Source organism: Candidatus Harpocratesius sp., from assembly GCF_054039255.1.
Map to the genome: position 1 here is coordinate 52167 of NZ_JBPLBG010000006.1, position 26733 is coordinate 78899.

The 26733-nt window shown below is 30.2% G+C and carries 21 protein-coding genes; 15 read left to right on the top strand and 6 right to left on the bottom strand.

Annotation, left to right across the window (positions count from 1 at the left end):
* Positions 1 to 60 precede the first annotated feature (60 nt).
* Both ACXLDF_RS00715 and ACXLDF_RS00720 read left to right on the top strand, forming a co-directional pair.
* Positions 61 to 1035, top strand: a complete 975-nt coding sequence (locus ACXLDF_RS00715) for a hypothetical protein (RefSeq protein ID WP_457556565.1) — start codon at positions 61 to 63, stop codon at positions 1033 to 1035.
* 35 nt (positions 1036 to 1070) lie between these two features.
* Entirely contained in the window at positions 1071 to 1415 is a 345-nt protein-coding gene (locus ACXLDF_RS00720) for a glutaredoxin domain-containing protein (RefSeq protein ID WP_457556566.1), read from the top strand.
* Between the two features lie 65 nt (positions 1416 to 1480).
* Here ACXLDF_RS00720 and ACXLDF_RS00725 read toward each other — a convergent pair whose 3' ends face one another.
* Both ACXLDF_RS00725 and ACXLDF_RS00730 read right to left on the bottom strand, forming a co-directional pair.
* Entirely contained in the window at positions 1481 to 2902 is a 1422-nt protein-coding gene (locus ACXLDF_RS00725) for a hypothetical protein (protein WP_457556567.1), read from the bottom strand.
* 23 nt (positions 2903 to 2925) lie between these two features.
* Positions 2926 to 4617 carry a tetratricopeptide repeat protein gene (locus ACXLDF_RS00730; RefSeq protein WP_457556568.1) on the bottom strand — a complete coding sequence of 564 codons (1692 nt, stop codon included), beginning with the start codon at positions 4615 to 4617 and terminating at the stop codon, positions 2926 to 2928.
* Positions 4618 to 4806: 189 nt separating this feature from the next.
* On the opposite strand from ACXLDF_RS00730, the gene ACXLDF_RS00735 reads away from it, so the two are divergent.
* Positions 4807 to 6315: a carboxypeptidase M32 gene (locus ACXLDF_RS00735; RefSeq protein ID WP_457556569.1), complete on the top strand. Its 1509-nt coding sequence runs from the start codon at positions 4807 to 4809 to the stop codon at positions 6313 to 6315.
* 669 nt (positions 6316 to 6984) lie between these two features.
* On the opposite strand, the gene ACXLDF_RS00740 is transcribed toward ACXLDF_RS00735, so the two are convergent.
* Positions 6985 to 8199, bottom strand: a complete 1215-nt coding sequence (locus ACXLDF_RS00740; protein WP_457556570.1) for a coiled-coil domain-containing protein — start codon at positions 8197 to 8199, stop codon at positions 6985 to 6987.
* 450 nt (positions 8200 to 8649) lie between these two features.
* Here ACXLDF_RS00740 and ACXLDF_RS00745 point away from each other — a divergent pair, with 450 nt between their 5' ends.
* The 12 genes from ACXLDF_RS00745 (at position 8650) to ACXLDF_RS00800 (ending at position 21394) form a co-directional block, all read left to right on the top strand.
* On the top strand, positions 8650 to 9018 hold the full coding sequence (locus tag ACXLDF_RS00745) for a ubiquitin-like domain-containing protein (RefSeq protein ID WP_457556571.1): 369 nt from the start codon (positions 8650 to 8652) through the stop codon (positions 9016 to 9018).
* A 134-nt stretch (positions 9019 to 9152) separates the two neighbouring features.
* The gene (locus ACXLDF_RS00750) at positions 9153 to 10409 is read left to right on the top strand and encodes a HesA/MoeB/ThiF family protein (RefSeq protein ID WP_457556572.1); all 1257 of its coding nucleotides are present in this window, start codon (positions 9153 to 9155) and stop codon (positions 10407 to 10409) included.
* 44 nt (positions 10410 to 10453) lie between these two features.
* The gene (locus ACXLDF_RS00755; RefSeq protein WP_457556573.1) at positions 10454 to 10984 is read left to right on the top strand and encodes a ubiquitin-conjugating enzyme E2; all 531 of its coding nucleotides are present in this window, start codon (positions 10454 to 10456) and stop codon (positions 10982 to 10984) included.
* Positions 10985 to 11028: 44 nt separating this feature from the next.
* Positions 11029 to 11835, top strand: coding sequence for an MPN domain-containing protein (locus ACXLDF_RS00760; RefSeq protein ID WP_457556574.1), 807 nt, complete (start codon positions 11029 to 11031; stop codon positions 11833 to 11835).
* Between the two features lie 10 nt (positions 11836 to 11845).
* Entirely contained in the window at positions 11846 to 13030 is a 1185-nt protein-coding gene (locus ACXLDF_RS00765; protein ID WP_457556575.1) for a hypothetical protein, read from the top strand.
* Between the two features lie 245 nt (positions 13031 to 13275).
* On the top strand, positions 13276 to 14256 hold the full coding sequence (locus ACXLDF_RS00770) for a 2-oxoacid:acceptor oxidoreductase family protein (RefSeq protein WP_457556576.1): 981 nt from the start codon (positions 13276 to 13278) through the stop codon (positions 14254 to 14256).
* 14 nt (positions 14257 to 14270) lie between these two features.
* Positions 14271 to 15497 carry a pyruvate ferredoxin oxidoreductase gene (gene porA / locus ACXLDF_RS00775; protein ID WP_457556577.1) on the top strand — a complete coding sequence of 409 codons (1227 nt, stop codon included), beginning with the start codon at positions 14271 to 14273 and terminating at the stop codon, positions 15495 to 15497.
* 15 nt (positions 15498 to 15512) lie between these two features.
* Positions 15513 to 16619: a hypothetical protein gene (locus tag ACXLDF_RS00780; protein WP_457556578.1), complete on the top strand. Its 1107-nt coding sequence runs from the start codon at positions 15513 to 15515 to the stop codon at positions 16617 to 16619.
* A gap of 701 nt (positions 16620 to 17320) precedes the next feature.
* Complete coding sequence (locus tag ACXLDF_RS00785; RefSeq protein ID WP_457556579.1) at positions 17321 to 18772, top strand: TrpB-like pyridoxal phosphate-dependent enzyme; 1452 nt, start codon at positions 17321 to 17323, stop codon at positions 18770 to 18772.
* Between the two features lie 480 nt (positions 18773 to 19252).
* A complete protein-coding gene (locus ACXLDF_RS00790; RefSeq protein WP_457556580.1) occupies positions 19253 to 19507 on the top strand; it encodes a histone-like protein in 255 nt (84 codons plus the stop codon).
* Positions 19508 to 19729: 222 nt separating this feature from the next.
* On the top strand, positions 19730 to 20488 hold the full coding sequence (locus tag ACXLDF_RS00795) for a PD-(D/E)XK nuclease family protein (RefSeq protein ID WP_457556581.1): 759 nt from the start codon (positions 19730 to 19732) through the stop codon (positions 20486 to 20488).
* Between the two features lie 24 nt (positions 20489 to 20512).
* The gene (locus tag ACXLDF_RS00800; RefSeq protein WP_457556582.1) at positions 20513 to 21394 is read left to right on the top strand and encodes a hypothetical protein; all 882 of its coding nucleotides are present in this window, start codon (positions 20513 to 20515) and stop codon (positions 21392 to 21394) included.
* Positions 21395 to 21531: 137 nt separating this feature from the next.
* Here ACXLDF_RS00800 and ACXLDF_RS00805 read toward each other — a convergent pair whose 3' ends face one another.
* The 3 genes from ACXLDF_RS00805 to ACXLDF_RS00815 all read right to left on the bottom strand — a co-directional run bounded on the left by ACXLDF_RS00805 (position 21532) and on the right by ACXLDF_RS00815 (position 26733).
* Complete coding sequence (locus tag ACXLDF_RS00805) at positions 21532 to 21810, bottom strand: hypothetical protein (protein ID WP_457556583.1); 279 nt, start codon at positions 21808 to 21810, stop codon at positions 21532 to 21534.
* Positions 21811 to 21923: 113 nt separating this feature from the next.
* Positions 21924 to 24371 (bottom strand): hypothetical protein, encoded by a 2448-nt coding sequence (locus ACXLDF_RS00810; RefSeq protein ID WP_457556584.1) that lies wholly within the window; start codon positions 24369 to 24371, stop codon positions 21924 to 21926.
* The gene (locus ACXLDF_RS00815) at positions 24364 to 26733 is read right to left on the bottom strand and encodes a hypothetical protein (RefSeq protein ID WP_457556585.1); all 2370 of its coding nucleotides are present in this window, start codon (positions 26731 to 26733) and stop codon (positions 24364 to 24366) included. The genes ACXLDF_RS00810 and ACXLDF_RS00815 overlap by 8 nt, the downstream gene beginning before the upstream one ends.

Sequence of the window (26733 nt, forward strand, 5' to 3'; positions counted from 1 at the left end):
CTATGAAATCTTACTAAATTTAGTTACTATAAACAGAACATCAAAAATTGAGGGATTGATTTGGAATTAGAGAAAAAAAAAATTACACATTGGAAAATTCGGGATGAAAAATTATCTCCTATAGAAATAATCACCATTGAAGAGGAAGGAGAAGAACCAAAATTCCAATTAAAACAAGCAGATTTTTGTCTTAATTTTTCTGAATTTCAAGACTATTTAAAATATCTCTTATATATTCGCTCTCTATTTCCAATGAATAATGTTAATGATACCTTTGAATCCCATATCTCACAAGACACTCTTAATGAAAAACCTAAAATTGCTTCTAAAACATCTATTGAAAAAACAATTCCTCTTATTCTTCCTGATTCAATTGAAATTCCTGAGATTTATATTTTTTCTCCTTCAGGGTTGTGCTTATATCATTTTGAATTCTATGGCAAACCAGATCATGAAATAATTAATCAAAACTTAGTATCTGGATTGTTTAGCGCAATAAATTTATTCGTTGAAAAAATGGGATGGAAAAAAGGATTGAATCTTATTCGAGCAGAGAATGTTGAAGTTCGTTTTCATAAAGGTAAAAAAATCATTATTGCATTGCTTTCAAATACAAATATGAAAATAAATTACCTAATTGAACCAATATTAGAGGATTTAGCGGTAGAATTATCTATTTCATTTGAAACAGAGTTTGATGATGAAATTGCATCAACATTCAATAATGGTGTCTTCAATCCTAATAAGTTTTCAGCCTTTTCTAAAGCAGTAGATCGAATTTTCATTAAATTCCGAAAACAAACCTTTGAACTCTATCAAAAACTAATTTTAAATGAAGCAATGTACTTTGATGTTCCTGAAGATTTATGTACTGGCTTGATTCACCTACTCTCTGAAGGTCGAAGTGTTGTAAATGAATTAAGTACAATTATGAAAAAATATCCAAATATTAAACAAGCGATTAAAAAAGTCAATTACGAACAGCGTGCTTTATGGGATTTGTTTAAAACTCCGATTTATGAAATAAAAGGATAAATTCTTTTTTTGATTCTTTAATTATTAGATCTAGCATGGAATATAAAATTACTAATGATATTATACCTGAATTACCATGGACTTTAGAACAACCAACAAAAAATATTGATCATAAGACTGAAATTTTCTATTTTAGTTTAACTACTTGTGCTCATTGTAGAAAGGGTTTAGACTGGCTTCGTAATCATGGTGTAAAATTTAAATGGCTATATTTAGATAAGTTAGATCTTGAAGAAAAACAGAGAATTAAAAATTGGATTCAAAATCATTATAAACTTAGAACTCGGATGGGATCTCCATTCGTTATTTTCCGTACTCAAAATCAAGATTTTATCTCAAATGGATTCGATCCTCAATATTGGAAATCTAAAATTCGTTAATCTTTGTGTAGATTAGTTTCTATATTTTTTTTTAAAATTATTATATAGAAAAATCGTGACAATTTTTAATGAATTTGGTTTAAAAATCGTTTTGCAGCTTGTTGAAGGTAGAGTAATTCTTCTCGCTCTTTTCTTGGAATTTTATCAGGAGAAATTGCCAAAATTTTTTCTGCTTCTCGTCTTTGTCGTTCTATTGTTTCATATTCTGTCAATTTATACTCATGTTCGCTAACATATTTCAAACCCATATCATATAAACGCCATTTAACTAAAAATGGGGAAAGCTCCTTTTTGGATAAGAAATTTCCTTTTTTTTTTTCTTGAACTTCGTAAGAATAAAATTCAGGGATGATATCTTCCATAAGGACATTATCTAATTCTTGAGAAAATTCATTTTTAAATTCAAGAAAGGTGTGATATGTCCCTTGAATTGGATTTTCTTCTTGTAAATTAGAATGTGTATGGATAACTTTCAGATCAGAACTAGTTGGGACTAAAATGGTTCTAGAAATTCGAGGACGAAGAAAATATTTAAAATTTATTGATGTATTTGGGGGAATATCTTTTAGATGAAACGTTAGCTCAAGTCCTTGTTGACGTAGCACTTTTTTATGAGATATTTTAGCTTTTATTTTTGAAACTATTTTTGGAGCAATGTTGGTTACTATCTTTAAAAATGCTTTAGAAAATCGATTGGAAGAAGATTTTTTTGATTCTCCACTAATTTCCACTTCTAAAACTTCAAAATTATATGGAATAATGTCTTGAATAAAAGCATTTTCAATAGGATCATCATGTGTTGCTTTAAAATTAAGTGAAAATTCTGCTGTATACTCTACTTTCATTGAATCATAAGAATCTTTGTCAGTGATTTTATTCAGAATAATATTTGCTTGATTATGTTGTGGATAACTTTTACCTGATTGAAGTTGAATAACTCCTGAGCGTGAAATTTCTCTGCTTTGCGTAACTCTATGAGTTTCTAAGAGTTTATCTAAATCATTGAGAATATTTTCTAGTTGAAAATCATCTATCTCTAGTTCTTCCAAAGGAATTGTAGCCAAGTATGGTGCAATATCTTCATCAACATTAATTTTATTTTCTAATTCTAAAATAATCTGATTTACTTTTTTGATTTCTGCCCATTTTTGTTTATTTATAATTTGTTGGATTCTTTGAAGTTGTTTTAATAAATTAGAGTATTTATTATCCAATTTAGAATTTTTGAATTGCGATTGCAGTGAAATTAAAGCCTTGCAATTCATCAAAGCAGCGAGATATTCTTCATTATTAATACAATCGCGGAGTAAATAATCAAGTTCTTTTATAAGCTGTTCTTGATTTAACTGCTGAAATCCTTGTTCAAGCTTGTTTAATCTGTCAAAAAATGCATTATATCTGAGAAAATTCCCAGAACTTGAATCATCCTTATACTTCCTTGAAAGTCTTGATTTTTTATTAAGAGAAATTCTAGGTTGTTCGGACATTTGATTCACTCGTATTATTATTATTAAAGATTTATATCATCATAATAAAAATCGATATTTGCAAGAATTTGAGAGAAATTTGAAAATATAGATACATTTCCGCTAAAATTCTCAATATAAGCTTCATATGTTTCATAAAATTTTTGATTTATGATTTTTAAAATATGTTGAATTTGCTTTTCAGGAGTTGATTGTAATGACCGTCCTAAAATGTAAAGATTTTCTCGAGGATCTACATATATAGTATAGCGGTCATTACCAATTACAAATGAATTTAATGAATCTTCTGCAATTTCTTGTGATATAGACTGGAGAGCACTTACAAATCCTCCAAACAGTGAAGGCTTTAAATCTACATCTGGATGGAAAGAAAAGAGTTCAATCCCTGTCTGGGTAAAAATCCAAAAATCCTTTAAAGGTCCTGTTGATTTTATTGATATTAGCTTAAGCGATTTTAAATTTAATTTTGCTTCTTCAAATTTTTTCTGATAATAATCTTGGTTATCCTTATCTTGAAATTGAGTATATATTTGGACGATAAGTGAAAGAGTATTTAATTCTTCTTGGATAGTAATTTCTTTTCTTTGGTATGTATTTAGCGCAGAAAATAATTGTTTTAACGCTAAATCATATTCTTTTAAATGAAATAGGGCATTTCCAAGCGAATATTGAAATTCTGCAATCACATCTTGATCTATATATACGTACTGGCTGAATAATTCAAGTGTATGAAAAAGAAGGGAAATTATTTCTTGAAAACAATCTAAAGATTCATAGTAATGCGCTAAATATCGAATAAGAGATATCATTTTTGGAAAATCATGTATTTCTTCAGTAATTTCTATGGCTTTTTGTAAATAATGTATTTGTAAAGTTGATTCACAGAGAAACCCATAAATATTAGCAATTATCCAGAATATCTCAACTTGATTGGTTTTTTCTTCCAATTTTTCCCATATTTCAACAGATTTAAGATAATATTCAATTGACTGATTAATCTTGTGAATAAATTGTTCTCTATAAAATATCTCAAATCCTTGTTTTTTGATTTCTTGGAGTGTAGATGAGAAAAATCCATTCCCAATTTCAGTATAAATCTGAGCTAGTTGAGTAAGATAACTTCGTTCTTTCTGAAAATTCACATCGTTTTGTCCTATGCTCTGATTTGAATGATTAATTGCTTTAGTTGCTTGAATTAATAAATTTATTCCCTCTTTATATTTCTTTAGGTGAAGGAATGAACGACCTGTAAAAATAATCAAATGGATTGAGTTAATATATTGAGAGCTTTCAGGTGTTAATCTTTTAAAATACTTTACTGCATTTGAAAAGTTTTTAAGTTTATACTGGAGAAATCCCATATTAATGATCGCTTGTTGCCAATAATGAGGGTTATTTAACTGACTAGATAATAATTCAACTTTTTGAAAATGAATATATGCTTCACTATAGCTATTCATCTGCATGTAAATATTCCCAAGTAAATATTCACATTCTAAAATCAATTTAGCTTGATTTTCAGATTGAAATTTAAATAGTGCATGTTGAATAGGCTTAAATGCAAGCTTCCATCTTTTGTTTTTATAATATGCAATTCCTCGCTTTAAATCAGATACTGCTGTAGTTAAAGAATAATGGGGATCTAATTGAATAGGAGCATTTTGTAATTTTATTTTCGATTGTTGATAAGGAAGATATTGTTCTGAATTTTCCATTTTTTACACTACTTAGCTGAATATAGGAATTTCATTCAAATTGAATATTCAAAAAAAATATTCAATTATTAATATTATTTGGTGAGTACCTATCTGATTATTAATAATTATTGGGCATCAATAATTGTAAAGTCATTATCAAAAAAGAATAGTAAAAATTTATTTAATGATCCATATACTCTATTTTATATGACTGATTTCAGCAGTTTTAAAGAATTAGAAGCGCGTATTTCAGATATTTTACATCTTGGATATGCAACCTCAATTCTTGCATGGGATATGCGTACTTATATGCCAAAACAAGGCATTACGCAACGTGGAACAGCAATATCTATACTACAAAAATTAATTCATGATAAATTTACAAATCCCAAAATGGGAGATTTGCTAAAAGCGAGTAAATCCATTCCAAATTTGACAACAGCTCAAATGCGTGAATTAGAATTATTTGAGCGCGATTATCTTCGCGAAACAAAAGTACCCACGGATTTAGTTGGAGAAATATCCAAAAAATCGAGTACAATGGAGCATATATGGGTTACCGCTAAGCAAAAAGGCGATTTTTCAATGATAAAGAAGGATCTGCATGAAATGGTGAATTTATTACAAAAGAAAGCAGAATTTATTGATCCTTCCCGTGCTGCTTGGGATGTGCTTGCAGATGAATATGAACCAAATGTTTCTGCAGATCAAATTACTGCGTTCTTTAACCCTGTTCGTGATGGAACCATTAAATTAATTAAAAAATATCGTGGAGCCATTGAAGATTGTTATGATGTTCCAAATCCTTCTCTTTTGGATGCTCCTGCTACTAAAGCTCAATTAATGCAGGTTAACGATTTAATTCTTGATTTCTTACAATTGGATCGGAATCGAATACGTGTAGATGAAACTGAACATCCTTTTACTACTGGAATGCTTGATGATGTGCGGATTACAACTCATTATTTAACTGGACAGCCCATGGCTTCATTTACATCGCTTATGCATGAAGCAGGTCACGGTATGTACGATATGAATCTCCCACGTGATGCAAAATTCACTCTGCGTGGACAGCATATGTCGATGGGTATTCATGAATCTCAAAGCAGATTTGTGGAAAATATAGTCGGTAAAAATCCTGTTTTCTTGGAATATATTTTCCCTAAACTTCAAAAAATTATCCCTCCATTTGCTGCTTTTAATACAACGCAATTTATTCGCGCTTTAAATTCAATTCAACCAACAAAAATACGAATTTATGCTGATGAGGTAACCTACAGTTTACATATAATTCTACGATTTGAAATCGAGCGCGATTTGTTTTCTGATAAAATTACAGTTGATGAACTTCCTCAAGTATGGAATGAAAAAATGGAGAAATACTTACAACAAGAGATACAATCTGATGCTGAAGGAGTTCTGCAAGATACTCATTGGTACGCCGGGTTATTTGGCTATTTTCCTGATTATGCATTGGGTAACTTGTACAATAGCCAAATGCTACATATAATGGAGCATCAAATTCCAGATTGGGAAGAACAGTTAAGTCAAGGAAAATTTGGAACCATCAAGCAGTGGTTAATAAAAAATGTTCACCAAGTGGGAAATATGTATGATCCTTTACCGTTTATCGAGAAACTTTCAGGAGAACCACTTAATCCTCATTATTTCTTGGACTATGCAGAAATGAAATTTGGGAAAATCTTTGATTTTTAATTTTTCTGCTTCTACGGAGTAAATGACCCCTGACTGAGTTATTCTCGATTATTTTTTATCTTTATTGCCATAAATTGAAATTTAGCAACTAAATTATTTTTCTCTCTTAACTCCTAATTAATGGAAAAATCTGCCTCTATATCTATAACTTCATAAATCATGCCACCGTTAGTAGGCTCAACTACTGGAAAGGGGGCTGTATCCATGATATAAATTTATAATTGAATTAATTAACAACTTATTTAACTATATACCCTTGTTTCGAAGCAAGACTCCTTTAATTCGTGGTATTTATAGAATTTTGATAGAGAAGCAGATTATTAATCTGATAAGAATATGTAAAATTGATGAATTGGTGAAGTGTGGCATTTATTGATAATATATAATCAGGAAAGTTCACTACCCCTTAATGACGGATGATTTATCGCACAAAAATGACAATTTTTCACTATGATTTTGTGACGTCCACACAATTTCTCTTAAATATGTTAAGATATCATTAAAATATAGTGAAAAAATAATTAAATGGCATTTAATCTCGGTATTTTAGCAAGATAATCGAATAAATCAGCCATTAGATTGAGTAATCATAAATTCTTCTTTAATATTTTCTTTTCTTTTTTTTATTACTTTCTTTTTTTCCTTTTAATTTAATTAATCTAATTACAATCAATGTGGTGTTTTGGTACGAATTTCAGGACTTTTTGTTTTAATATCTCGCAATTGATTTTGTAGTTCATTTTGCAATCTCTTAACTTTTTGTAACCTATTATTTAATTCTTTTTCCATATTTTTCATTACATTTTTCTCTTTCTGAAGCGCTTTTTGCTCCTTTCGAAGTTTTTGCTTTTCATTTTCAATTCTCTGATTATCATTCCTTAATTGGCGATTTTTACTCGAAATACGATCATTTTCATGCTTTAATCTGTCCCAATCACGTTTGGCATCTTGAATTTTGTTTTGTAACTTCTGTAACTCTCTTTCTCTTTTGGGAATTGCTGTTTCCAATTGTCTATACTGTCGCTCCAATTCTTGCTCTTTCTTTTTTATCGCATCCAAATCTTTTTGAGTATTTTTGCGTATCTTTTGTAATTTTCTTGCTTCATCATCCCGTTTCTTCTTAAGTCTATTTTTTTCATCTTGAATTTGATTATAAAGGCGATTTAAATCATCTCTCTCTCGATTTAATTTCCTTCGTTCATTCTGAATTAGATCTTTTTCTTTTTCTAAATTTCGAATATCATTCTGTAACTCGTTTTTCTCATTTTCTAATTTATTTTGTTCGCGTTTTATACGATTTAATCTACTTTTAGCATCTTGAATATCGTTTCTGATGTTCTCTCTTTTATTTGACAGATTTCTAATTTCCTTTTCAAGTTTTTGCTTATCAGAATTTAGAAAATAAACCCTTTCCTTTGCATCACGGATATCTTTTTGAATTTTATCTTCGAAATCTTTCAATTTAGTTTTTTGTTCAAAAATATCTTTCCTTTGATCTTTCAACTTTCGAAATTTCTGATTTAGTTCACTTTCTTTATTTAAAATTTCGCGATTAAGACGCGCTAATTGATCTTTTTGATTTTTTATTGAATTATGTAATTCATTATTAGATTTATTTAAGGATTTGTACTCATCTCTAAGATATTTTATATCTTCTATCAAATCTCTTTTTGCTTGCTCCAGCTCTTCAAGAGAACGGCCTTGTTCTTCCATTTTAGTTAAAATCTTCTGCCATTTTTCACGTTCATTCTCCAAATTCTTCCGTTCTTGAATGAGTTTTTTTCGTTCGGTAATTAGCTCAGAAACTTCCATTTCATTTGGGATTTTGTTTTTAATTGCTGGAGTCTTTGTTTTAATTTGAGAAGGAATTTTTTTTTTTTGCATAAATTACTTTACCTGAATTTTTTATTTTCTTTATTAAGATTATTTAAATATAATAAAGTTTTTTTTCATTTTTCATATCTGGATAGAACATAGATTTCTCGAAGATGGGGCTTTCACCAGAACCTGTTTATTTTTGGTGCGAATAAGTTTGTTTAGGTGAATTCAAAAAAGGATTATTTAGTACTATAATATAAAAACATAAATAAAAATTTTCTTCAAAAGCCCATAGAATTAATGATTTTTATATTTAAATAAAATTTTTCAAACGAATAAGGGTAGAAAGGGCTTTTTTGGGAAATTTATTCATTTATTCCACATTTCTCTTCACTTTCTCTAATAAAATATTTTTAACTTCAATTTATTAAAAACCGCAATTTATTTAAAATTCAAAAAGAAAGATATTATAAGCTTTTTTTAAAAAATTAAAAGAAGAAAGTTTAGTGATCTAAAATGAGTGAAGACGACTTTGATGAAGATCTGGATGAAGATCTTGAAGAAACTCCAGTTGAGAAAACACCTGCCATAGCCTCAAAAAGACCAGGAACACCTGCAAAAGCAGGAGGTGAAGATATTTCAGTATTCTTTATGAGCACTATTGGGCCCGGTGAGAAAAAACAAAAATTGTTAATTAATACTGGAAATGCAGTAGGTGATATAAAAACCACAGTAGGAAGTATTTTTGGGATAGACTCAAATGATTTCCATCTTTCTCATGGTGGGGTAACTATGGATGAAGGAAAATACGTGATGGATTATCCAGTTAAGGATGGAGATACTATTCTACTAATTCCTGCAAGCACAGCTGGTTTCCATGAATAATTGATTTTTTTATATCTTTTTTTATTTTTAATATTTCAAATTGGAAAAAACATTAGTATCTTTAAAGAAAATATTCAATTGAAATAGATATTCTTTCAAATTAATTAACTTAATAAAAATAATTGGTGCAAGACATGAAAGATTCGAATTTCTTCTCCAAAGAATTAACCGAGGAAGAACGACTACTTTATAATCGGCAATTTCGGCTAGATGGATGGGATCAACGAATTTTAAAGGATTCTAGGGTTCTAATTGCTGGTATTGGAGGATTGGGTTGTGAAATCGCCAAAAACTTGGCAATGTTAGGTGTTGGACATCTCGATCTTGTTGACTTGGATGTAATTGAACATTCAAATTTAAATCGGCAGATCCTTTTTATAGAAGCACCTATTGCGCAACCTAAAGCAATTGCTGCAGCAAAGATGTTACAAAAAATAAACCCAAACATTATTATCAAAGGATATCATTCTTCTCTTGAACAACTACCTCCAATTTTATTTAAGAAAGCGGATGTAATTGTTGGTGGGCTTGATTCCAAGCAAGCTAGAATAAATCTTAATTTACAAGCAATACGCTTTAAAAAACCTTTAGTAGACGGTGGTGTAAACCAATTCAATGGCCATGTTTATACCACTTTTCCTTATGAAAATGCTTGTTATGAATGCTATCCAACATCTTCAACAGAAAGCGATGAAATGGCAGCTTGCACAGTAGTGGGAATTCCTAGGAAAAGAATTCACTGTTTATTTAAAGCAATTATGTTTTTTGAGGAAAAATTCAAGAGAGAACCAAATGCCCAGTTCAAAGAAGATGTCTTGAATATTCAACAATATACTAATGATATGGCAGAGAAATATGGTTTTAAACCACTTTTTCAAGAGAAGGAAATTATAAATATTATCGACCATCATGAACCAGGAATCATTACAATAAATGCTGTTATTGCAAGTATACAATCTCAGGAAACTCTTAAAATATTATACAATTTACGCGGAAATATTGCAATAGGACAAGCTTCTAAACAATATTTAATTTATAATGGAATGACAGGGAAATTTTATTCATTTGATAAACCACGAAATCCTAGATGCAGTCAATGTGGGGATAATATTGTACGAGAAACCTTTTATCTAAAACCAGATCAGCCATTAAAAACAATTATTTCAGCTTTACAGATGAAAGAATACACTCTTGATGAAGAAATGGAACCAATTTTAACAATTCCAGATTTTGATACCCTTCGTGTTTTAGATTTGGATAAAACCGCTAAAGAAAATAAATTACATTCTCTTTCATTGCTAACACTTTCAGGATTCAAAGAGGGAGATATATACGTTACAATTAGATTATTTAAAGATAAAGTGAAAAAAAAGAGTCATCATAATAATTAAAAATTAACCCAAAATTATTTACCGAAACAAAGAGAGATTTAAATATGAGCTTACGTCAAAAAAGAATTGCACAAGATTTTGCCAGATTAAAAAAACTCTATAAAGAAGGAACTATAAAGCAGCTTAAAGCATTTAATCCAAAAAAAAAAAGTATTGATCATCTTAAAATTCTCTTGAAAGCACCCAAAGGAACAGCTTATAGTGGAGGATTATTCCGCTTAGAGATGAAATTTCCGCCAGAATATCCGCATCAACCCCCATTTGTTCGACTTCACACACCAATCTGGCATCCTAACTTTTGGCCAAAACCCTCTGAATATCCTGGCCAGCGTAATATTTGTTTAGCTCTAGTCGATCCAAATTTTATTGGAAAGAAAGGAGGATGGAGTCCTTCAAAAACGGCAGTAACAGTTATTCAAGCAATTATAGCGATGTTGAATACACACGGACAATATATTAACCCAACAGATGTCTTTAACAAAAAAGCAGCCCTTGAAATGATGGAAAATCCGAAAAAATTTGATAAAAAAGTGAAAAATCTGGTTAAAAAGTATGCAAATAAAAAATGGGAATAAATATTATTCAATAGATGTGTGAAGATGAGTGATGTGATAAATTCATGAGTAATCCAGAAGAAAATAACCGCGAATATCAAAAAATGCGGGAAAAATTAAAAGCAGAACTACTTAAACAACTTAAAAATGAAATTAAACAAGAACTTCTTACTGAAATTTATCAAGAATTAAAAGAAGAAGGTACAACGAAAGAAATCCAGAGATCTGAATTAAAAAGAGAAGGAAAACCAAAAGATACAAAACAATTAGAAATAATAGAACAGATAAATCCTCCAAAAGAAAAAATCCAAATTACAGTAAAAGCCTTTCTTAAGATTGCAAGTCATGCAAAAAAATATGCTAACGATAAAATTCCTAAAAGTAGATGGGTTGAAGTTATAGGATTATTAGCAGGGAAATTTAAAAATGAAGATCAAGAAGGAATATTAGTTATTGAAGATGCTTACCCCATGGGACATGGGAATGCTGTTTATGCAGAAATTAAGGATTACAAAAATTTTGCCCGTGCATTTCATGATTTAAAAAAGAAAGGTCTTTTCATCTGTGGTTGGTATCATTCACACCCTTCATATGGATTATTCCTTAGTTCTGAAGATATGGGAACTCAAGCCCGATACCAAAAACTATGGGAAAAATCCTTGGCCTTAGTAATTGATCCTTATCAAATTGATGGATCTTCTTATGGATTCAGTATCTTCCGGGCTAATTTAGAAACTAAAAAATGGTCTAAAATACCCTTTTCTTTTTCGAGTAAAATAGAAACGAAAGTATTACCTGATCTCTTAGAATTTATTGATCCTCTAATTGATGGTAAACCTCTATATCTAGAATATGATACATTTAACGGGTAAACGGTGAACAATGAAGCGAACTAAGATCGGCATTTACATACTTATTTTTTTAATTTGTTTTACCATAGGACTTATTCGTGAATATCCTATTGATGGAGATTTAGGTGTTATTTTATCATATCTCTTTGTTGGATTATGGATTTGCCTTTCTGGGGAATTCATAGGTAAATTTAAAAAAAATCGAGAAAATCTTGCTGGTCAGAACCAATTTATTTTGATTTTTGGTAGTCTGGCAATTGGAACTTTTTATGCAATTTGGGGAGATTATACATTAATTTTCTCAAATTCTATCGATAGTAATAATGGAGATTTAAATTTTAATGTATGGCATCTTATTTTTGGACTGCCTTATCTTCTCATCGGAATATTTTTCTTAATTCTATGTATAAAAAAGTATCTCTTTATATATTTAGGAGCGAAATCTATAAATTCAAAAAAATTTGCCTCTTTTTTGGAAATTTTTTTCATTATCGTTAACATAATTTATTTCTTTTCCCCAAAAACTAACAATTATTCCTCAATTATGCTTCAACCCTATAGAATTAATATTTTATTGCTTGTACAAACAGTAATTCTCTTTTTTCTGTTTATTTACAACATTGCCTCAAGAGGTCCATCCATTTCGAGTTATTCTGTATCACGAGTAACAAGCCGACTTAATGACATTGATCGACAAATCGCTGATGCTGATAGATTGGCATCTCAAGCTCGACAACGTGAATTAGAAGCCAGAAGAAGAAGACAACAAGAACAACAAAAACAAGAAGCAAGAAGAAAACAACAAGAAGAAAGAAAGAGGAAACAACAAGAACAGAATCGAATAAGACAACAGAGAAAAGCGCGTGAAAAAATAAAATCAACAAATGTAAAAGTTGGCAAACCGAAATCTTCCAAAAATAATAAGCATTTGCTTTTACAAATGAAACCAAAAACAGGAACTTTAACTGAAGATGATTTTAAATGCATATTTTGTTTTGAATTACCCTTCCATTCAGTAAAAAAGCAGGGAATTGTATTATGTCCAAATTGCAATTATCCCGCCCATGTTGATGAATTTAAAGAGTGGGTTAAGCATTCAAACTTATGTAGTCGCTGTGATGGAGAAATTCCCGCATCCTTTAGAAGAAATCCTAAGGTCATTTCTGTTCGACAATATTTACAAGCTTACAAATATTGGAAACGAAAATTTAAATAGATTTGTCCATTCGAATATTTCATCAAATTATACATTATTCTATAAAAAATATCTAGATCTTAGATGAAAAATAAAGATATGGCTTGTTTTTGATATTTCAGAGAAATATTTCAATTTATTCCTAATTTTTTTAAATTATTATGAACAGATCCTTTTTCTTCATTTCTTCATTATCGTAACACAATATTGCGATCATTTTTTCGCAATTATTTCCTACCAAAACTTGCATTTTGTAAGTGATTGCTATGTCTGATGATATTAAAAAAGCGCCCCGTTATTTAATCCGTTTTCATGGACGTGGAGGACAAGGGGCCGTAACAGCAGCACAGTTGTGTGCAATGGCATTTGATGGCCCTGCAACGTGTATGCCTACGTTTGGCGCAGAACGTATGGGTTCACCAGTTGCGTCATTTGTAAAACTCTCAAAAGACTTTGAAAAAGTCAGAACGAATGAGCAAGTATATTCGCCACAATATGTTGCAGTTTTAGATGATACACTGCTATCTGACGTTGATTGTACTGCAGGAATGGTCCCTGGAGGATTTTTAGTAATTAATACCTGCCGTCCAATCGAAGAAGTTAAAGAAATTATTTCAAAAAACAATCCACCAGCAATAAATATTGCGCTAATTGATGCAACCAATATTGCTTTGGAATATTTAGGCCGAAATATAACAAATACATTAATTTTAGGCGCTTTATTGAAGGTTGCTCCTGAGTTATTTACTATCGAACAGCTCTCTGATGCAATTGCAGATCAATTTAATCCTAAAATCGCCCAAAAAAATATGGATGCAATAAAAGTCGTTCCTGATGCAACAATAATTTACCCAGCAGAAGAAGATATCAAAATCTCATACGAAACAGATTATAAAAAACAATGGAGCCATGTAAAACCAGATTTAATTGGTGTAAAAGAATGGGACCTTGCAGGAGTATGGTATGTAGATAAAGTGGATGGAGGATCTAAACGAGTAAACACTGGAGCATGGGGAGTCTCTGTTGCCCAGTATCATCCTGAATACTGTATTCAATGTGGAAATTGTGTATTTGTTTGTCCAGATTTCTGCATCATTCGAGAAGAAGTTGATGGGAAATGGCAAGTCGTAGGTGTTGATGAATTCCACTGTAAAGGCTGTGGTAATTGTGTTTCTGTCTGTCCTGGTAAAAAGGATAAGGAAACTGGTGAAAAGCATAAAGCTTTAACCATGGTCATGAAATGTTAAGGAGTGAAAAAAAAATGTCAGTACAACCAATGAATCCTTTCTTTAGGGAAATAAAAGAACCAGTCGAATTAACCATGACTGGGAATTATGCTGTTGCTGGGGGCGTTACACAAACCGATCCAGATGTAATTTGTGCTTTTCCTATCACACCACAAACTCAATCAGTTGAAGGATTATCTGATGTGGTCAATCATGGTAGATTAAAAGCAGCATTTGTAAATGTAGAATCTGAATTAGCTGCATGTGCATATAGTACTGCCGCTTGCGCCGCAGGAGCTCGAACCTTTACGGCTACAGCGTCTCAAGGATTATTACTTATGACTGAAGCACTTCCTATGGCACCTGGTTGGCGAGTACCACTAACTATGTTGATTTCAGCTCGTGCATTTAATTCTCCAAATTTATCAATTTGGAATTCATGGGAATTTACTCTTTTATCAAGTTTTGGATGGAATTGCATTGTATCCGAAAATGTACAAGAAACATATGATGCATCTATTATTGCCAGTCGAATTGCTGAAGAGACTCTCTTTCCGACTCAATTTGTGCATGATGGATTTATCATTTCCCATAGCGCACAAAAATTCTTCGCAATCCCAGATGAAGATGTATTAAAGTACACACCAAAAAAACCAAGACATCATATTAATACCAAACAACCTGGTACATGGGGAAGTATAATAACACCAGATTATTTCATGGAAGCGCGGCTTGCTTTAGAATTAGAAAAACGTACTGTATTGGATAAAATGGAAACTGCTTTCCGTGAATTTGAAAAAATAACTGGTCGTGCTTATCATTTAATAGAAACATACAATCTTGATAATCCATCTAAGACTGTTTGTATAACCATGGGTTCAATGGCAGGAAATATTCTTACTTGGATGCAAAACAATAAAGATATTGGATTAATAAAACTTCGAGCTTGGCGTCCATTCCCAGCAGACCAACTGCGTAAAATTATAGAAGAGCATAATATCGAGAAAATTTTCATCTTAGAAAAAGATGATGATCTTTCTGGACAATTACCGCCTGTAGCTTCTTCAATTAGCTCTTCTTTGGTAGGTTTACCTGTAATTCTTCGATCTTTCATTGTTGGATTAGGTGGACGAGATGTGACCAAAGATGAAATTGAATACGCAGCAAGGAAAATGAAAGATGTGAATGATAACCGAGGACGGCTATATGATTATCTCGGAGTACGAGAATCCAAAGGGAAATTATGGGAGGCGAAGTTTTAATTCGAGGTGATTATTATGACTTTGATAATTAAAATGGATGAATTACTCGCTCGGACAGAGCGAAATACGGTATTATATATCGGATACGATAACGAAGCATTCATGAATACAGGGATTCAAGAAAGTGGAACAACTCCTTTTGGTGCATCAACTACAACAGGACCAGGTGGAGAAAAAATTAAAGGAAAAATTGGAATTAAAGAAGATTATCTTCCAGGATTCACCTTATTAGGTCATAAAAGTGCATACTTTGCCACAGCAAGTGTCGCTTATCCATTAGATTTTATAGGAAAAGTAATGGATGCTATGAAAACTCCAGGTGGAGGGTTTATTCAAGTATATGCGCCATGTCCTAGGGGTTGGCGTCATGATGGTGGAGACACTAATCGTATTGCTAAAATTGCGGTTGAATCTGGATATTGGCCACTAATAACTGTTAAAGTTAAGAATGGACAACCAACATATTACTATACAACTGTACCTGGAATGGCAAAACCTGAAAATGAAGTAGATTTTATTGGAACTGATGATGAAAAATTGTTAGAGTTGCTGAAATCTCAAGGCAAATTCCGCCATTTATTGAAACCTGAATTTTTGGAGAAGAACATAGACGAATTGTTTGGACAAATTAAAGCCCGTAATGCTAATCTAAATAATTTACTTCGCCAATTTGGAACAGATGATAGAAAAATTCGTTATTCAGTAATCCATTCCAAAATTCCACCTCAAAAACATATTAATCCAGGACACGGATTATGCGGTGGTTGTGGAGCAGGGTTTATGCTGAATCAATTAACCTCAGCAGCATACATGATTGCAAAAGAGAATATTATTTATGTAAATAATACTTGCTGTGTGGAAGTTTCAACAAGTAAAGATGATGTAACCAGCTGGAATGTTTCATGGATGCATCAACTCTTTGAATCAGGGGCTACAGTAGCAGATGCAATTTCAACTGCCTATCGAATTATGTATAATAAAGGAATTAAGAATGAAGTCCCATATGTCATCCATATAGGTGGTGATGGATCTACAGTCAATATTGGGTATCAATTCTTAAAATCTGCAATAGTTCGGGCTTCTGGTTATCAAATCATGAATGAAGATTTAAAAATTGAATAATCCAAGTTAATTTAACCGATTATACAATTTCTTATTTTTTCCAATTTCTTATTTTTTCATACCTTTTTATTATTTTTCATATTTTTACTTGTGTAGATTAATTTTGATATTAATCTAAATACAAATTGATTTTCTATTTTTTTGCTCTACTCTATATACGATATTCTTTATTCAAAATTTCACCAAAACCTTAAAAATGAAATAATCCATTAATATCCTATCAAGTAAATTTGCTATAGATGAGAACTATGAGAGAATACCAGAGATTTATGTATAAATCAAAAGTGTCATTGTTCTTTCTATGGTGCAAATTCATGGCTTGGCATTCGCTCTAAGAGAGCTTAGGATTAATTATTAAAGTAAAAGCTATCTTAGAGCGCCTGGTTTTGTTTGGTATTATTCATTAATATTTTAAAATCTGTCAAAATTTTCTATAAATTTAATTTAAAATTAGAAAATATTCTTGCAAAATCGTTATAAAAGCAGGAATTATTTGATTGTATTAATGGATAAAAGGTTACTTGGTGTCTCGACTTTGATGCTTTTTCTTGATAATTTTTCTTAGGTTTTATTTAGATGAACTATGAAGTGCATAATGCTAAATTTGGAATATAATTCGATTTACTTGATGAAGCAAATCATGAATATCTTAATTGAGAAAAAGTATTAAGATAAAATATATTTAAAAGGTGAAAGAAATAATGTTATTTAAAAAAGCTGAGCGAAAACAAAGTTTAGAAGAACCAATTACTCTGGAATCTGTTTCTGAACTTAATAATCGAGTCTTACTTGACAACAACCAAATTCCCAAAGCATGGTTTAATATTGTACCATATCTTCCTGAAAAGCCTTACCCAGCAGTATTAGCTGACAATACACCTGCAACATTCGAAATATTGAGTCAATTATTTCCTATAGAATGTGTAAAACAAGCAGGATCACAAGAAGAATTTGTTCCAATTCCTCGAAAAATTCGAGAGTTATATGCACTTTGTAATCGCCCTACACCCCTTCAAAGAGCTTTTCAATTAGAAAAGGCAATTGGGGTAGACAGTGATCGCATCAAAATTTTCTTTAAATGTGAATTTGTAAGCCCTACAGGGTCTCATAAAACGAATACTGCAATAGCTCAGTCATATTATGGGAAACAAGAAGGAATTAAAGGCTTTACTACCGAAACTGGAGCAGGTCAATGGGGATCCGCATTGTCAATGGCAAATTCCATGATGGGGTTAGAAACAAAAGTATTTCAAGTTCGTGCTTCATATAATGATAAACCAGGACGACGAGTAATGATGCAGAATTTTGGTGCAGAATTGCATCCTTCTCCATCAAATATTACTAAAACAGGTCAAAAATTCTATCAAAAAAATCCAAACCATCCTGGTAGTCTTGGAATTGCAATAGCAGAAGCAGTTGAAATGGCAATGACAAATCCTGGTTATAAATATTCTTTAGGATCTGTTTTAGATTTCGTGTTACTGCATCAAACAGTAATTGGTTTGGAAGCTCAGCTGCAAATGGAAAAGATTGGGGAACACCCATCTGTTATAATGGGATCGATTGGAGGTGGAAGTAATTTTGCAGGATTAAGCTTTCCTTTCTTTAAAGAAAAGCTCACTGGTGAACGAGACGAACTTGAATTTATTGGAGTAGAACCTTGTGCTTGTCCATCATTGACAAAAGGAAGATATACTTGGGATTACGGAGATTCAGCAAAAATGGCCCCTATCATTAAAATGTACTCCCTTGGTGCAAATTTTATTCCACCAACAGTTCATGCTGGTGGACTTCGCTATCATGGTGCTGCCCCTTTGGTTTCAATGCTAAAAAATCATAATAAAATGAAATCAGTTATGGTCCATCAAACTAAAACTATTGAAGCAGGAATTTTAATGGCAAAAACAGAGGGAATACTACCTGCAGTAGAGACTAATCATGTAATTGCTGCAGTAATTGATAAAGCTCTTGAAGCTCAAGAAAATCATCAGAAATGTACGATATTATTTAATTTCTCTGGGCATGGATATTTTGATACACACGCATATCAAATATATCATGAAGGTAAAATGATAGATTATGAATACCCTGATATGGATATCCAAAAAGCTATGGAAGATTTTCCACATATTGATGAAAATAAAATTATGTAATTTTCCAGGATTTTCACTACAACTTTTTCTAACTTGTCTGCTTTTTTTGTTTATACTTTTTTATTGAAATTTTTTCCTCAAAATTTTTTCATTGATTTTTCTCAGTAAAAGCAGTTTAATAAGAAGATTATTAGAAATATTCTAACAAAATATTCCAAAATTTTTATCTATTCTTCAAATTAGAGAAAAAACAAGATGAAAATGTGATCCCGACAAAATATCTTTACTAAAATTGTGGGAAAAAATCCAGTATCGAATTTTAACTATCTTTATTTAACTGAAAAATATTTGAAGAGAGGAGAGCAAAGATTTTTTTCTTGATGACCTTCATTTATTTTTTGTGGGAAAAAAATTTATGATAGCATGAATTCGGCAGAATAAATTACCCAAATTGTAGGATTTATCCAAAACATTTAAATAAGGATAAAGTTATTATTACAATATATCCGCGGAGGATATAGAGTTTTTGACGTGATTATTATGGCTAAGAAAAAATCAAAGAAACCAGCTCCAAAGAAAAAGAAACCAGCTAATCGCAAATCCTATATCGCGAAGGCACCTATTCGACGTTTAATGAAAGATGAAGGCGCATCTTTAGTTGCGGAAGATGCACTAGAATTGTTAATTGATGTTTTAACCAAAGCTGCTCAAAATAAAACCAAAGCTGCTATTAAATTGGTTAAAATAGATAAACGCAAGCGCGTCACTGCTGCCGATATTAGCGCTGCAGAATAATTTTTTTTATTCTGCCTTTTTTTCTCTATCTTATTAAATACCACAATTTTTATTCTATTATATTCCACTTTTTTTAAAAAATAACTTGATTATTTGAAGATTTAACTTTGCCATTAACCCTTTAACGAGTTGATTTTTTAAAAACCATATTCCTTTATTACTTGAACTGAGTTGATTAATGTACAAAATGCTTTTTTTTATCACCAAGGATTAGAATATAAATTGTCATGGGCAGAACCCCGATTCCACCATCCTGTTATTTATCACAATTTTGGCCGTAAATTACTTCAATATATACGATTTACTCAATCATCTGAATTTCCTAATAATCTTTTTAATAATCGATATGGGCTTCGTTGTTCATCATTTAGAATAAGAAATTTAGTTAAAGATGCTCAGAAAAAAATCAGTTTAGCTTTAATAAGTCAAAAACATGTAAGCTTAATTAGGATAAATGACATTCACGCATCTAAAGCAGAAGCTATTGAAGTTTTACCAAAAATGGCCAAAATTTGGTATGAAATCAATTGCCAATTGCATGATAAGAATCCAGGTCATGAACCTATTCTTCAGAAAATTTTGGAGTTACATCATCAGGCGTTAGCTTCAGAAGTTCCAGTCTGGACTGCTACTTTTCATAGCTTAAAAAGTCATAGGATTCGTTCATCTCCTTATAATTGTATTGCTTCTGAAGAATTTACAGGTCATATTGACTTATTGTTATTTGATGAAAAGGATCAATCTCTTATTGTTGCAGATTATAAGCCCGAAGAAAAATTCTTGAGATCTCTTCCACAAGTGGCAATTTACGGCTTGGTTATGAAACAAATATTGAATTATCCAAAAGTTAAATGTGTGTCGTTTAGTAGAGAGAAAGCATGGATCTACAATCCTGAAATAATTCGAACTGTTGTGATGGAATATATTAAAAGTTATGGTGATCCCCAATTGGAATGGCGGGATCTTGTTTATTCATTGTAAAAAAAAAGATTTCGGATGAAAAAAGTGGTAAATAGAAAACTTACATACAAAAACACTCAAAATTTCAAACAAAAACGTTTTATTCATAATGGAATGGAATATGTATTTAAATGGGCAAAAAAGCAATTTGTTTTAGAGCAAATGCCTCCAGATATTGGCATGAAAATTACAAATTACTTTAATATAATCGCACAAGGTGTTGTACCCATTGATCTTTTCAATAATCCTTTTATTTTGCGATGTTCTAAATTTCGAGTGAAAAATTTACAGCGAGGAGCTCAAAGAAAAATATCACAATATTTAATAGAAAATAGTAGGATTTTTCCAATAGTTAGAAAAAGTAATAATCAAAGTATAAATAAACTTACTGAACAAAATTCTGCATTTTTAAATTCAATATTGGAAATCACTGAAAAAACATTTGTATCTTATTGGGAACAAGGATATAACGATTATAAACCATCACATGATGAAGTTCTTTCTTCAATACTTCTTCAGCATGATGGCGCCCTTTCAGTTGAAGTTCCTGTTTGGACTCGAAAAAAATCTTCGTTAGAACAATTCCTTGTTAAAAATAGTGAGAATGAACCATTTTCATGCAACTTTGTGTATTCCTTGACAGGGCATATCGATCTTCTGCTCTGGGATTCTTCAACACAGTGCTTTATAGTAGCAGATTACAAGCCAGAAGGATATTTTCTTCGATCGCTTCCTCAAGTGGCAGTTTATGCTCTAATATTGCAAAAGAATTTAGAATTACCAAAAATATTATGTTTATCATTTAATAAAGATGAAGCATGGTTATATTCACCACAAATTTTAATTGAAGACATTAATCCAATGTTGGAACAATACGGAAACCCTTCCTTAAAATGGAGAAAAATTGTTAAATCGTTCTATAAATAAGATTTGATAAAAAAGAATTTTATTTAATATTTTATCAGGGTTCATATTAATTTTAATCGTATTTGTGCGAATAAATTTTTTTTTATCTGTATTAAAAGAAATTAGGAAAAATATTAATAATTAAGATATGATTAAGATTAAGCCTCTGTTTCTTCTTTATTACCTTTTTTCTTACTTTTTTTTTTACCAGAAACAATCTCTTCTTGATTTTCTTCTTCATTGGGTATAAAGTCATTTTTTAGAAAATACCCAATTCCTAAAATGACTACAAGATTAATAACTGTAACAACAGTGCCAATCACATAACCATTAGAACCTTGAATTCTGAGGAAAACTCCGATAATAGGAGCGATTATTAGAAGCAATCCAGCAATTATCCCCTTAATCATATACATATTTTTTTTTGAATCAGCCATTCTTATCGAGTTTTGCAAGGGAACGTTTAATAAAAATTTTCTTGAACAAAAAATTTAGAAAAGTATACTTTTCCTTTTCTTTTAGGAAATCTCTCATTGATTGAAAAAAGGAATTACCCCCGATTTTTTCTTAAATTTGCCTTGAATTTTTTGTAAATTGCTTTATCCAATTGTTTTCCAATCTTTTTAACTATTCTAAGACCTACATTTCGTAATTCACCGTCTAGAATTTGAGTAGATAAATCTCGAGTCATTGGCTGATTTAACCGAGAAATTGTTTCTTCCTCCATTATTTCTTTAACTTTAGAGTGAATTTCTTCAAATGTTGGTATTTTTATTTTAGACCATAACTCTTGGATTCTAGATAATGCAAAATAATAGTATTGACTTATTAGATCTAGAGGAGTAGCTTTTTCACTGCTATCTGAATGTTCTTGGCAAGAATTTGTAGTAGTATCCTTCCCACATATCATACAAATTCTTCGATGACTTAATTTTGCATGGATTAATAAGCTTTCTAACGCTAAACGGTTGTCTTTTTCAGTCCAATAAATAGAAGTTGGATTCACAGTGATTGCACTAACTGAAATCAGAGCACTGGTAATTTTTTTCTCAATCCAATTAAATGTACTAAGTTGTTGTTCTTCACTTATCTTTTTTCGTTTTGCTTGTTCTTTCTCTTTTTCGACTTTTTTAATTTCGATCCGTTCTTTTCGAATTGCGATTCTGGAGGTTTTGAATCTTTCTAAAATTTCATAAGCAAAAACATAAGAGCGTGGAGAAAAATTCTCTTTTTTAAATTTAATTTTTCCTACATCAGAAAAAAATAATGCAGGTTCATCAGTAAAAATTTTGATTGCATCTTGGATATTACAATCGAATAAACGGGCATATATAAAAGCGTTAATTAAAAAACTATCATTTTCTATATCAAAAATAAATGCAAGTTCTTGTTGACGTTTGATAAGTCTATGTATTATTAATTCTTCAATTTTAATTCTAACCCAATTTTCTTCTTCTGATGAATCAAAGATCCTTTTCAACCCAAGAAGTATAACACTTTTATCTTTTTTGACTTTTACATAACTTTCATAAATTCTTGCTATTTGGACGCAAATATCTGAGAAAAGATTAAAAAAAATCTCCTCTGCAATCATATTATTAATTCGATCTATATCAAAGACAAAAATATAATTTTCAATCTCGCCACTCAATGGATATTTAGGCTGAATAGATGAAGAAATAATTAGTTTTTTCATAAATATAGATTTTAATTGAGTGTAATCTACTTTTGCAAGATCACATGCTTGATGTAATATTTCAATTTCAAATTCATCATTATTTTTTAATATTTCAGCAATTAACTTCGATCCCTTTAGTTGATTTTTTGTATAAATTTCATCAATATAGCGCTGAACTTTCTCTAACTTAGAAAGATAGAAATTAAATTGAACAAAATCTTCTTTTGTTAATTGGTTAAGCATAATATCATGTAAAAACTTCTTTGAATCAATAGATTGAATTTCACCAAAAAGTTGAAGATCATCAAATCCATATCGCTTCAAGAATGATTTTACTTGATTAGAGTTAAAATCTAAGATTTTTTGTAGAAAGAATTTAAAATTTCCAATGTCATTCACTGCTTTTTCTTTTATTTGCTGAATTATCCACTCTTTCAGAGTTTGTTCTAGTTTTTCGAAATTAACTTTTTGATTATTAGCTAGTTTCAATTTTTCAAAAAACGCAATTCTAAATTTAATACCAATAAGGTATTGTGTTAACGCTTTCCGATTTCTAGGAACATTTGCACTTTGAAATTGTAAAATTGAATCAGTTAAGCTTTCAAGAATTTCTGGATTAATATGAATTTCTTTTAAAGATTTAAATTTAAAATTCTCTTTTAATCGATTTAATAGAATTTGAATAGTGGATAACTCAATATACTTCTCATTTCCTCCATCACTAACCAGTTCTTGTTCTAAATCGATAGAGGTTGCCCTTATTTTTGTTCCTGCTTGGGAAATAGAGTCCTTAATTGAGGATAAATATCCAATATTCTTACCAATAATATCGAGCCATATAATATCTGGATAAATCTGAAATGTTTCATAGATAAAATCTTTAATGTGTTCCCGACCATGTTTTTCTAATAAGAAATCTTGCATTCCAGCTTGATCTAATAAGTTTTCCATTATTTGAAGTTCGAAATTACTAAAGCTAAGTAATATGTCTAATTCTTTTGTTAACATATCGTTAAAAAGAAGTGTTATTTCATCAAAAAGATCCTTTTTTTCCTGAATTTCTTGAAGATTTTCATTTAATTCTCGAGAAATCATGCTTTCTTTTGGTTGTGTTCGAATTCCTAGATAATGATAGCATTGGATTGCACAAGCACCAACTAATAAATTTGAAAGAGTATTTTCTTTTGTTGTTAATTTATAAATTTCTTCTCGATTAGAAGCTCTCTTAAATCTGGTCAAGATTAATTGAATTGTTTGAAAATATTTCTGAGTGCTTTCTTCTGCAGTTGAGGGCTTAATAATTACAGAACGTTCAGGCATGATTCTCACCTCTAAGAAAAGGAGTAATTTTATCAAAGTTTGTTGAAATAGATACTTTAACAAATTTATCTTTTAAATTTTGAAATTCCAAAATATGATCAATTTTAATTTTGGATGGTAATAAAGGTTCAGCGGATTTAAGGATTAATAATTTTGGAAAAGGTAAAATTGAACTGAAGTACTTCATCTCTTCTTCTACAACAAATCCATAAAAAGATTTTTCAATCTTAAAACTTTCACGCATGTCTTGAATTACAGCTGAAAGCATTTCTTCATTTGAACGAACTGGACCAATTAATTTTTTTGCTGAATATGAATTAGGAAACCTTTGAAAAGATTCTAATGAAATATATACAATTTGACGAAGAAAATCAGAGAATTCATTAATGATTTCTAAACCTTCTATATAAGTGTAATATATTTCCACCAAATCTTTGAGTTGAATATTTGACATTGCAATTTTATGGAGATAATTTTTCATAGGTTCGATAAATCCATCTAAACTAGTATCTTTTTTAACTCGATTACTAACATAATCCATAAAAAGTGATAATATTTTGCTTTTAGGCCAAATTACCTCGTTTTGTTTATCAATTTGATAATTTTCTTCATACTTTTGAATAAAATCTCGAATATATACAAAAAACACTTCACGCCAATGAAGATTCAAAATAACCATCCGATTCTCTAAAAGATATTTAATAAATTCATCTCCAAATGATTTTGGAGTAAATTCTAAATCTGAAGGAAATTTCTTTAAAAACTGTTGTAATGTTGAATTACGAAGTATGAAACCCCACATAAATTCAATTTCTTTTGGAAATAGTTCCAATTTTGTAATATATGTCTGGAAATTATCATTGGCTTCAAATTGCTTTTTGCAAAATTCAAGAAGATCAACTATATTGATAGTGTTTCTTTTAATGAAAGGTTCAAGCATGTCTTTAACAATCTTTTTAAATTCCATTAATAAATGAACTTGACTTCGAGCAGTAATTTGAGTATTTTTTAATTGAAGTTGAGTTTCAAGATACTTTTTGAAATTAGTTAAAATCTTCCTACCTAAATGAATTGTCGATTTTTTATTGATTGAATGAAGATTTTCTTCAAGTAATTCCATTAATTTATTTTTCATCTCATCAAAATAAAAGATTTGAATATACTGACGATAAGTTTTTCTGATTTTCTTTAGTGTTTGATTTAAACTTTCTTCTATATATAGAAAAGGTGCCTGCAAATCCATTGGTCTAATTTTATCGTAAGTAATGGATGAGTATCTATAGTTTTTCAAGTGATGAATAATTATTTTTCCCATTATATTTTGGAAAACATCAATACTAGATAAATCATTGAAAGATCGCAATTTTCTATCATAATCCTTTTTAATCTCATCTAAAGATTTAAAAGCTTTTTTATAAATATATTTTTGATAATTTTCTTTGAAAATCACTTTCCAATGCTCAATTTCTTGCAAGTATTTACTCCAATATTTTATGAATTGATCAAAATCTAAGGATTTTCCCTTAATTTCAGTCTTTTCTAAAAAAATATTAAGAATTAATGTAATAATTTGTTTTTGTGTGTCATCTGTTGTTCCTGTATTTGCAATTTTTAATAGATTTGCACCAAGTTTAAAAAAATGTTGAGCAATTATATAAGCAATACTTGGATGGATTTCATATTTTGAAAATTCAAATCTCTCATTTTCACTTAATCGAAGACGAGGATATCCAAATCTTGGATTACGTATTTCTATAATTCTATCTTTCCAGTTTTTAAAATATTCTAAATTCATATTAATATATGAAATATTTCGATCTTCTTCACGTAATCCAACCATCTTTCGATTCCATTTTGTTTCAATTACTTCAGCTTGAAGTTTGGAAGTAAATCTGGTTGCAAATTTTTGTAAAATAAGAGCGCGTTGTTCTTTATTTAATTCTGGAATATCAATAGCTCCTTCAATCTCATATAATAATTCATTAATATGATTTATACTTTCTTTTGGCTTTTTATTATCCATTAAAGCTAATTGTGGAGCTAAAAGTAACAAAAATGAAACTGAATCCTTATAAATTCCAGGAATAAAAAGCATTGAATTTGGCATTATTCTTGTTTCAAAATATTTATGATGAGATAGTAGTTCAAATTCTAATGAATACAATTCACATCCGGCAAAATCCCTTAACATTCCTGTAAATCCACTTAAATACTCCAAAATCTCTTTTATTAAGTGTTGAGAGTGATGTTTTGATAATTTACCAATGCCTCGAATTTCTCCTATTTCGATTTGGTGATAACCTTTATATCCAAACACAACAGTAAGTTGTTTTTGAATTTCATCTGAAGTAGTTAAACTCAT

Bases quoted from the DNA above. Each gene is read 5' to 3' on its own strand.
- ACXLDF_RS00720 (WP_457556566.1), top strand. From the start codon at position 1,071: ATGGAATATAAAATTACTAATGATATTATACCTGAATTACCATGGACT.
- ACXLDF_RS00725 (WP_457556567.1), bottom strand. From the start codon at position 2,902: ATGTCCGAACAACCTAGAATTTCTCTTAATAAAAAATCAAGACTTTCA.
- ACXLDF_RS00730 (WP_457556568.1), bottom strand. From the start codon at position 4,617: ATGGAAAATTCAGAACAATATCTTCCTTATCAACAATCGAAAATAAAA.
- ACXLDF_RS00735 (WP_457556569.1), top strand. From the start codon at position 4,807: ATGACTGATTTCAGCAGTTTTAAAGAATTAGAAGCGCGTATTTCAGAT.
- ACXLDF_RS00740 (WP_457556570.1), bottom strand. From the start codon at position 8,199: ATGCAAAAAAAAAAAATTCCTTCTCAAATTAAAACAAAGACTCCAGCA.
- ACXLDF_RS00745 (WP_457556571.1), top strand. From the start codon at position 8,650: ATGAGTGAAGACGACTTTGATGAAGATCTGGATGAAGATCTTGAAGAA.
- ACXLDF_RS00750 (WP_457556572.1), top strand. From the start codon at position 9,153: ATGAAAGATTCGAATTTCTTCTCCAAAGAATTAACCGAGGAAGAACGA.
- ACXLDF_RS00755 (WP_457556573.1), top strand. From the start codon at position 10,454: ATGAGCTTACGTCAAAAAAGAATTGCACAAGATTTTGCCAGATTAAAA.
- ACXLDF_RS00760 (WP_457556574.1), top strand. From the start codon at position 11,029: ATGAGTAATCCAGAAGAAAATAACCGCGAATATCAAAAAATGCGGGAA.
- ACXLDF_RS00765 (WP_457556575.1), top strand. From the start codon at position 11,846: ATGAAGCGAACTAAGATCGGCATTTACATACTTATTTTTTTAATTTGT.
- ACXLDF_RS00770 (WP_457556576.1), top strand. From the start codon at position 13,276: ATGTCTGATGATATTAAAAAAGCGCCCCGTTATTTAATCCGTTTTCAT.
- porA (WP_457556577.1), top strand. From the start codon at position 14,271: ATGTCAGTACAACCAATGAATCCTTTCTTTAGGGAAATAAAAGAACCA.
- ACXLDF_RS00780 (WP_457556578.1), top strand. From the start codon at position 15,513: ATGACTTTGATAATTAAAATGGATGAATTACTCGCTCGGACAGAGCGA.
- ACXLDF_RS00785 (WP_457556579.1), top strand. From the start codon at position 17,321: ATGTTATTTAAAAAAGCTGAGCGAAAACAAAGTTTAGAAGAACCAATT.
- ACXLDF_RS00790 (WP_457556580.1), top strand. From the start codon at position 19,253: ATGGCTAAGAAAAAATCAAAGAAACCAGCTCCAAAGAAAAAGAAACCA.
- ACXLDF_RS00805 (WP_457556583.1), bottom strand. From the start codon at position 21,810: ATGGCTGATTCAAAAAAAAATATGTATATGATTAAGGGGATAATTGCT.
- ACXLDF_RS00810 (WP_457556584.1), bottom strand. From the start codon at position 24,371: ATGCCTGAACGTTCTGTAATTATTAAGCCCTCAACTGCAGAAGAAAGC.
- ACXLDF_RS00815 (WP_457556585.1), bottom strand. From the start codon at position 26,733: ATGAGTTTAACTACTTCAGATGAAATTCAAAAACAACTTACTGTTGTG.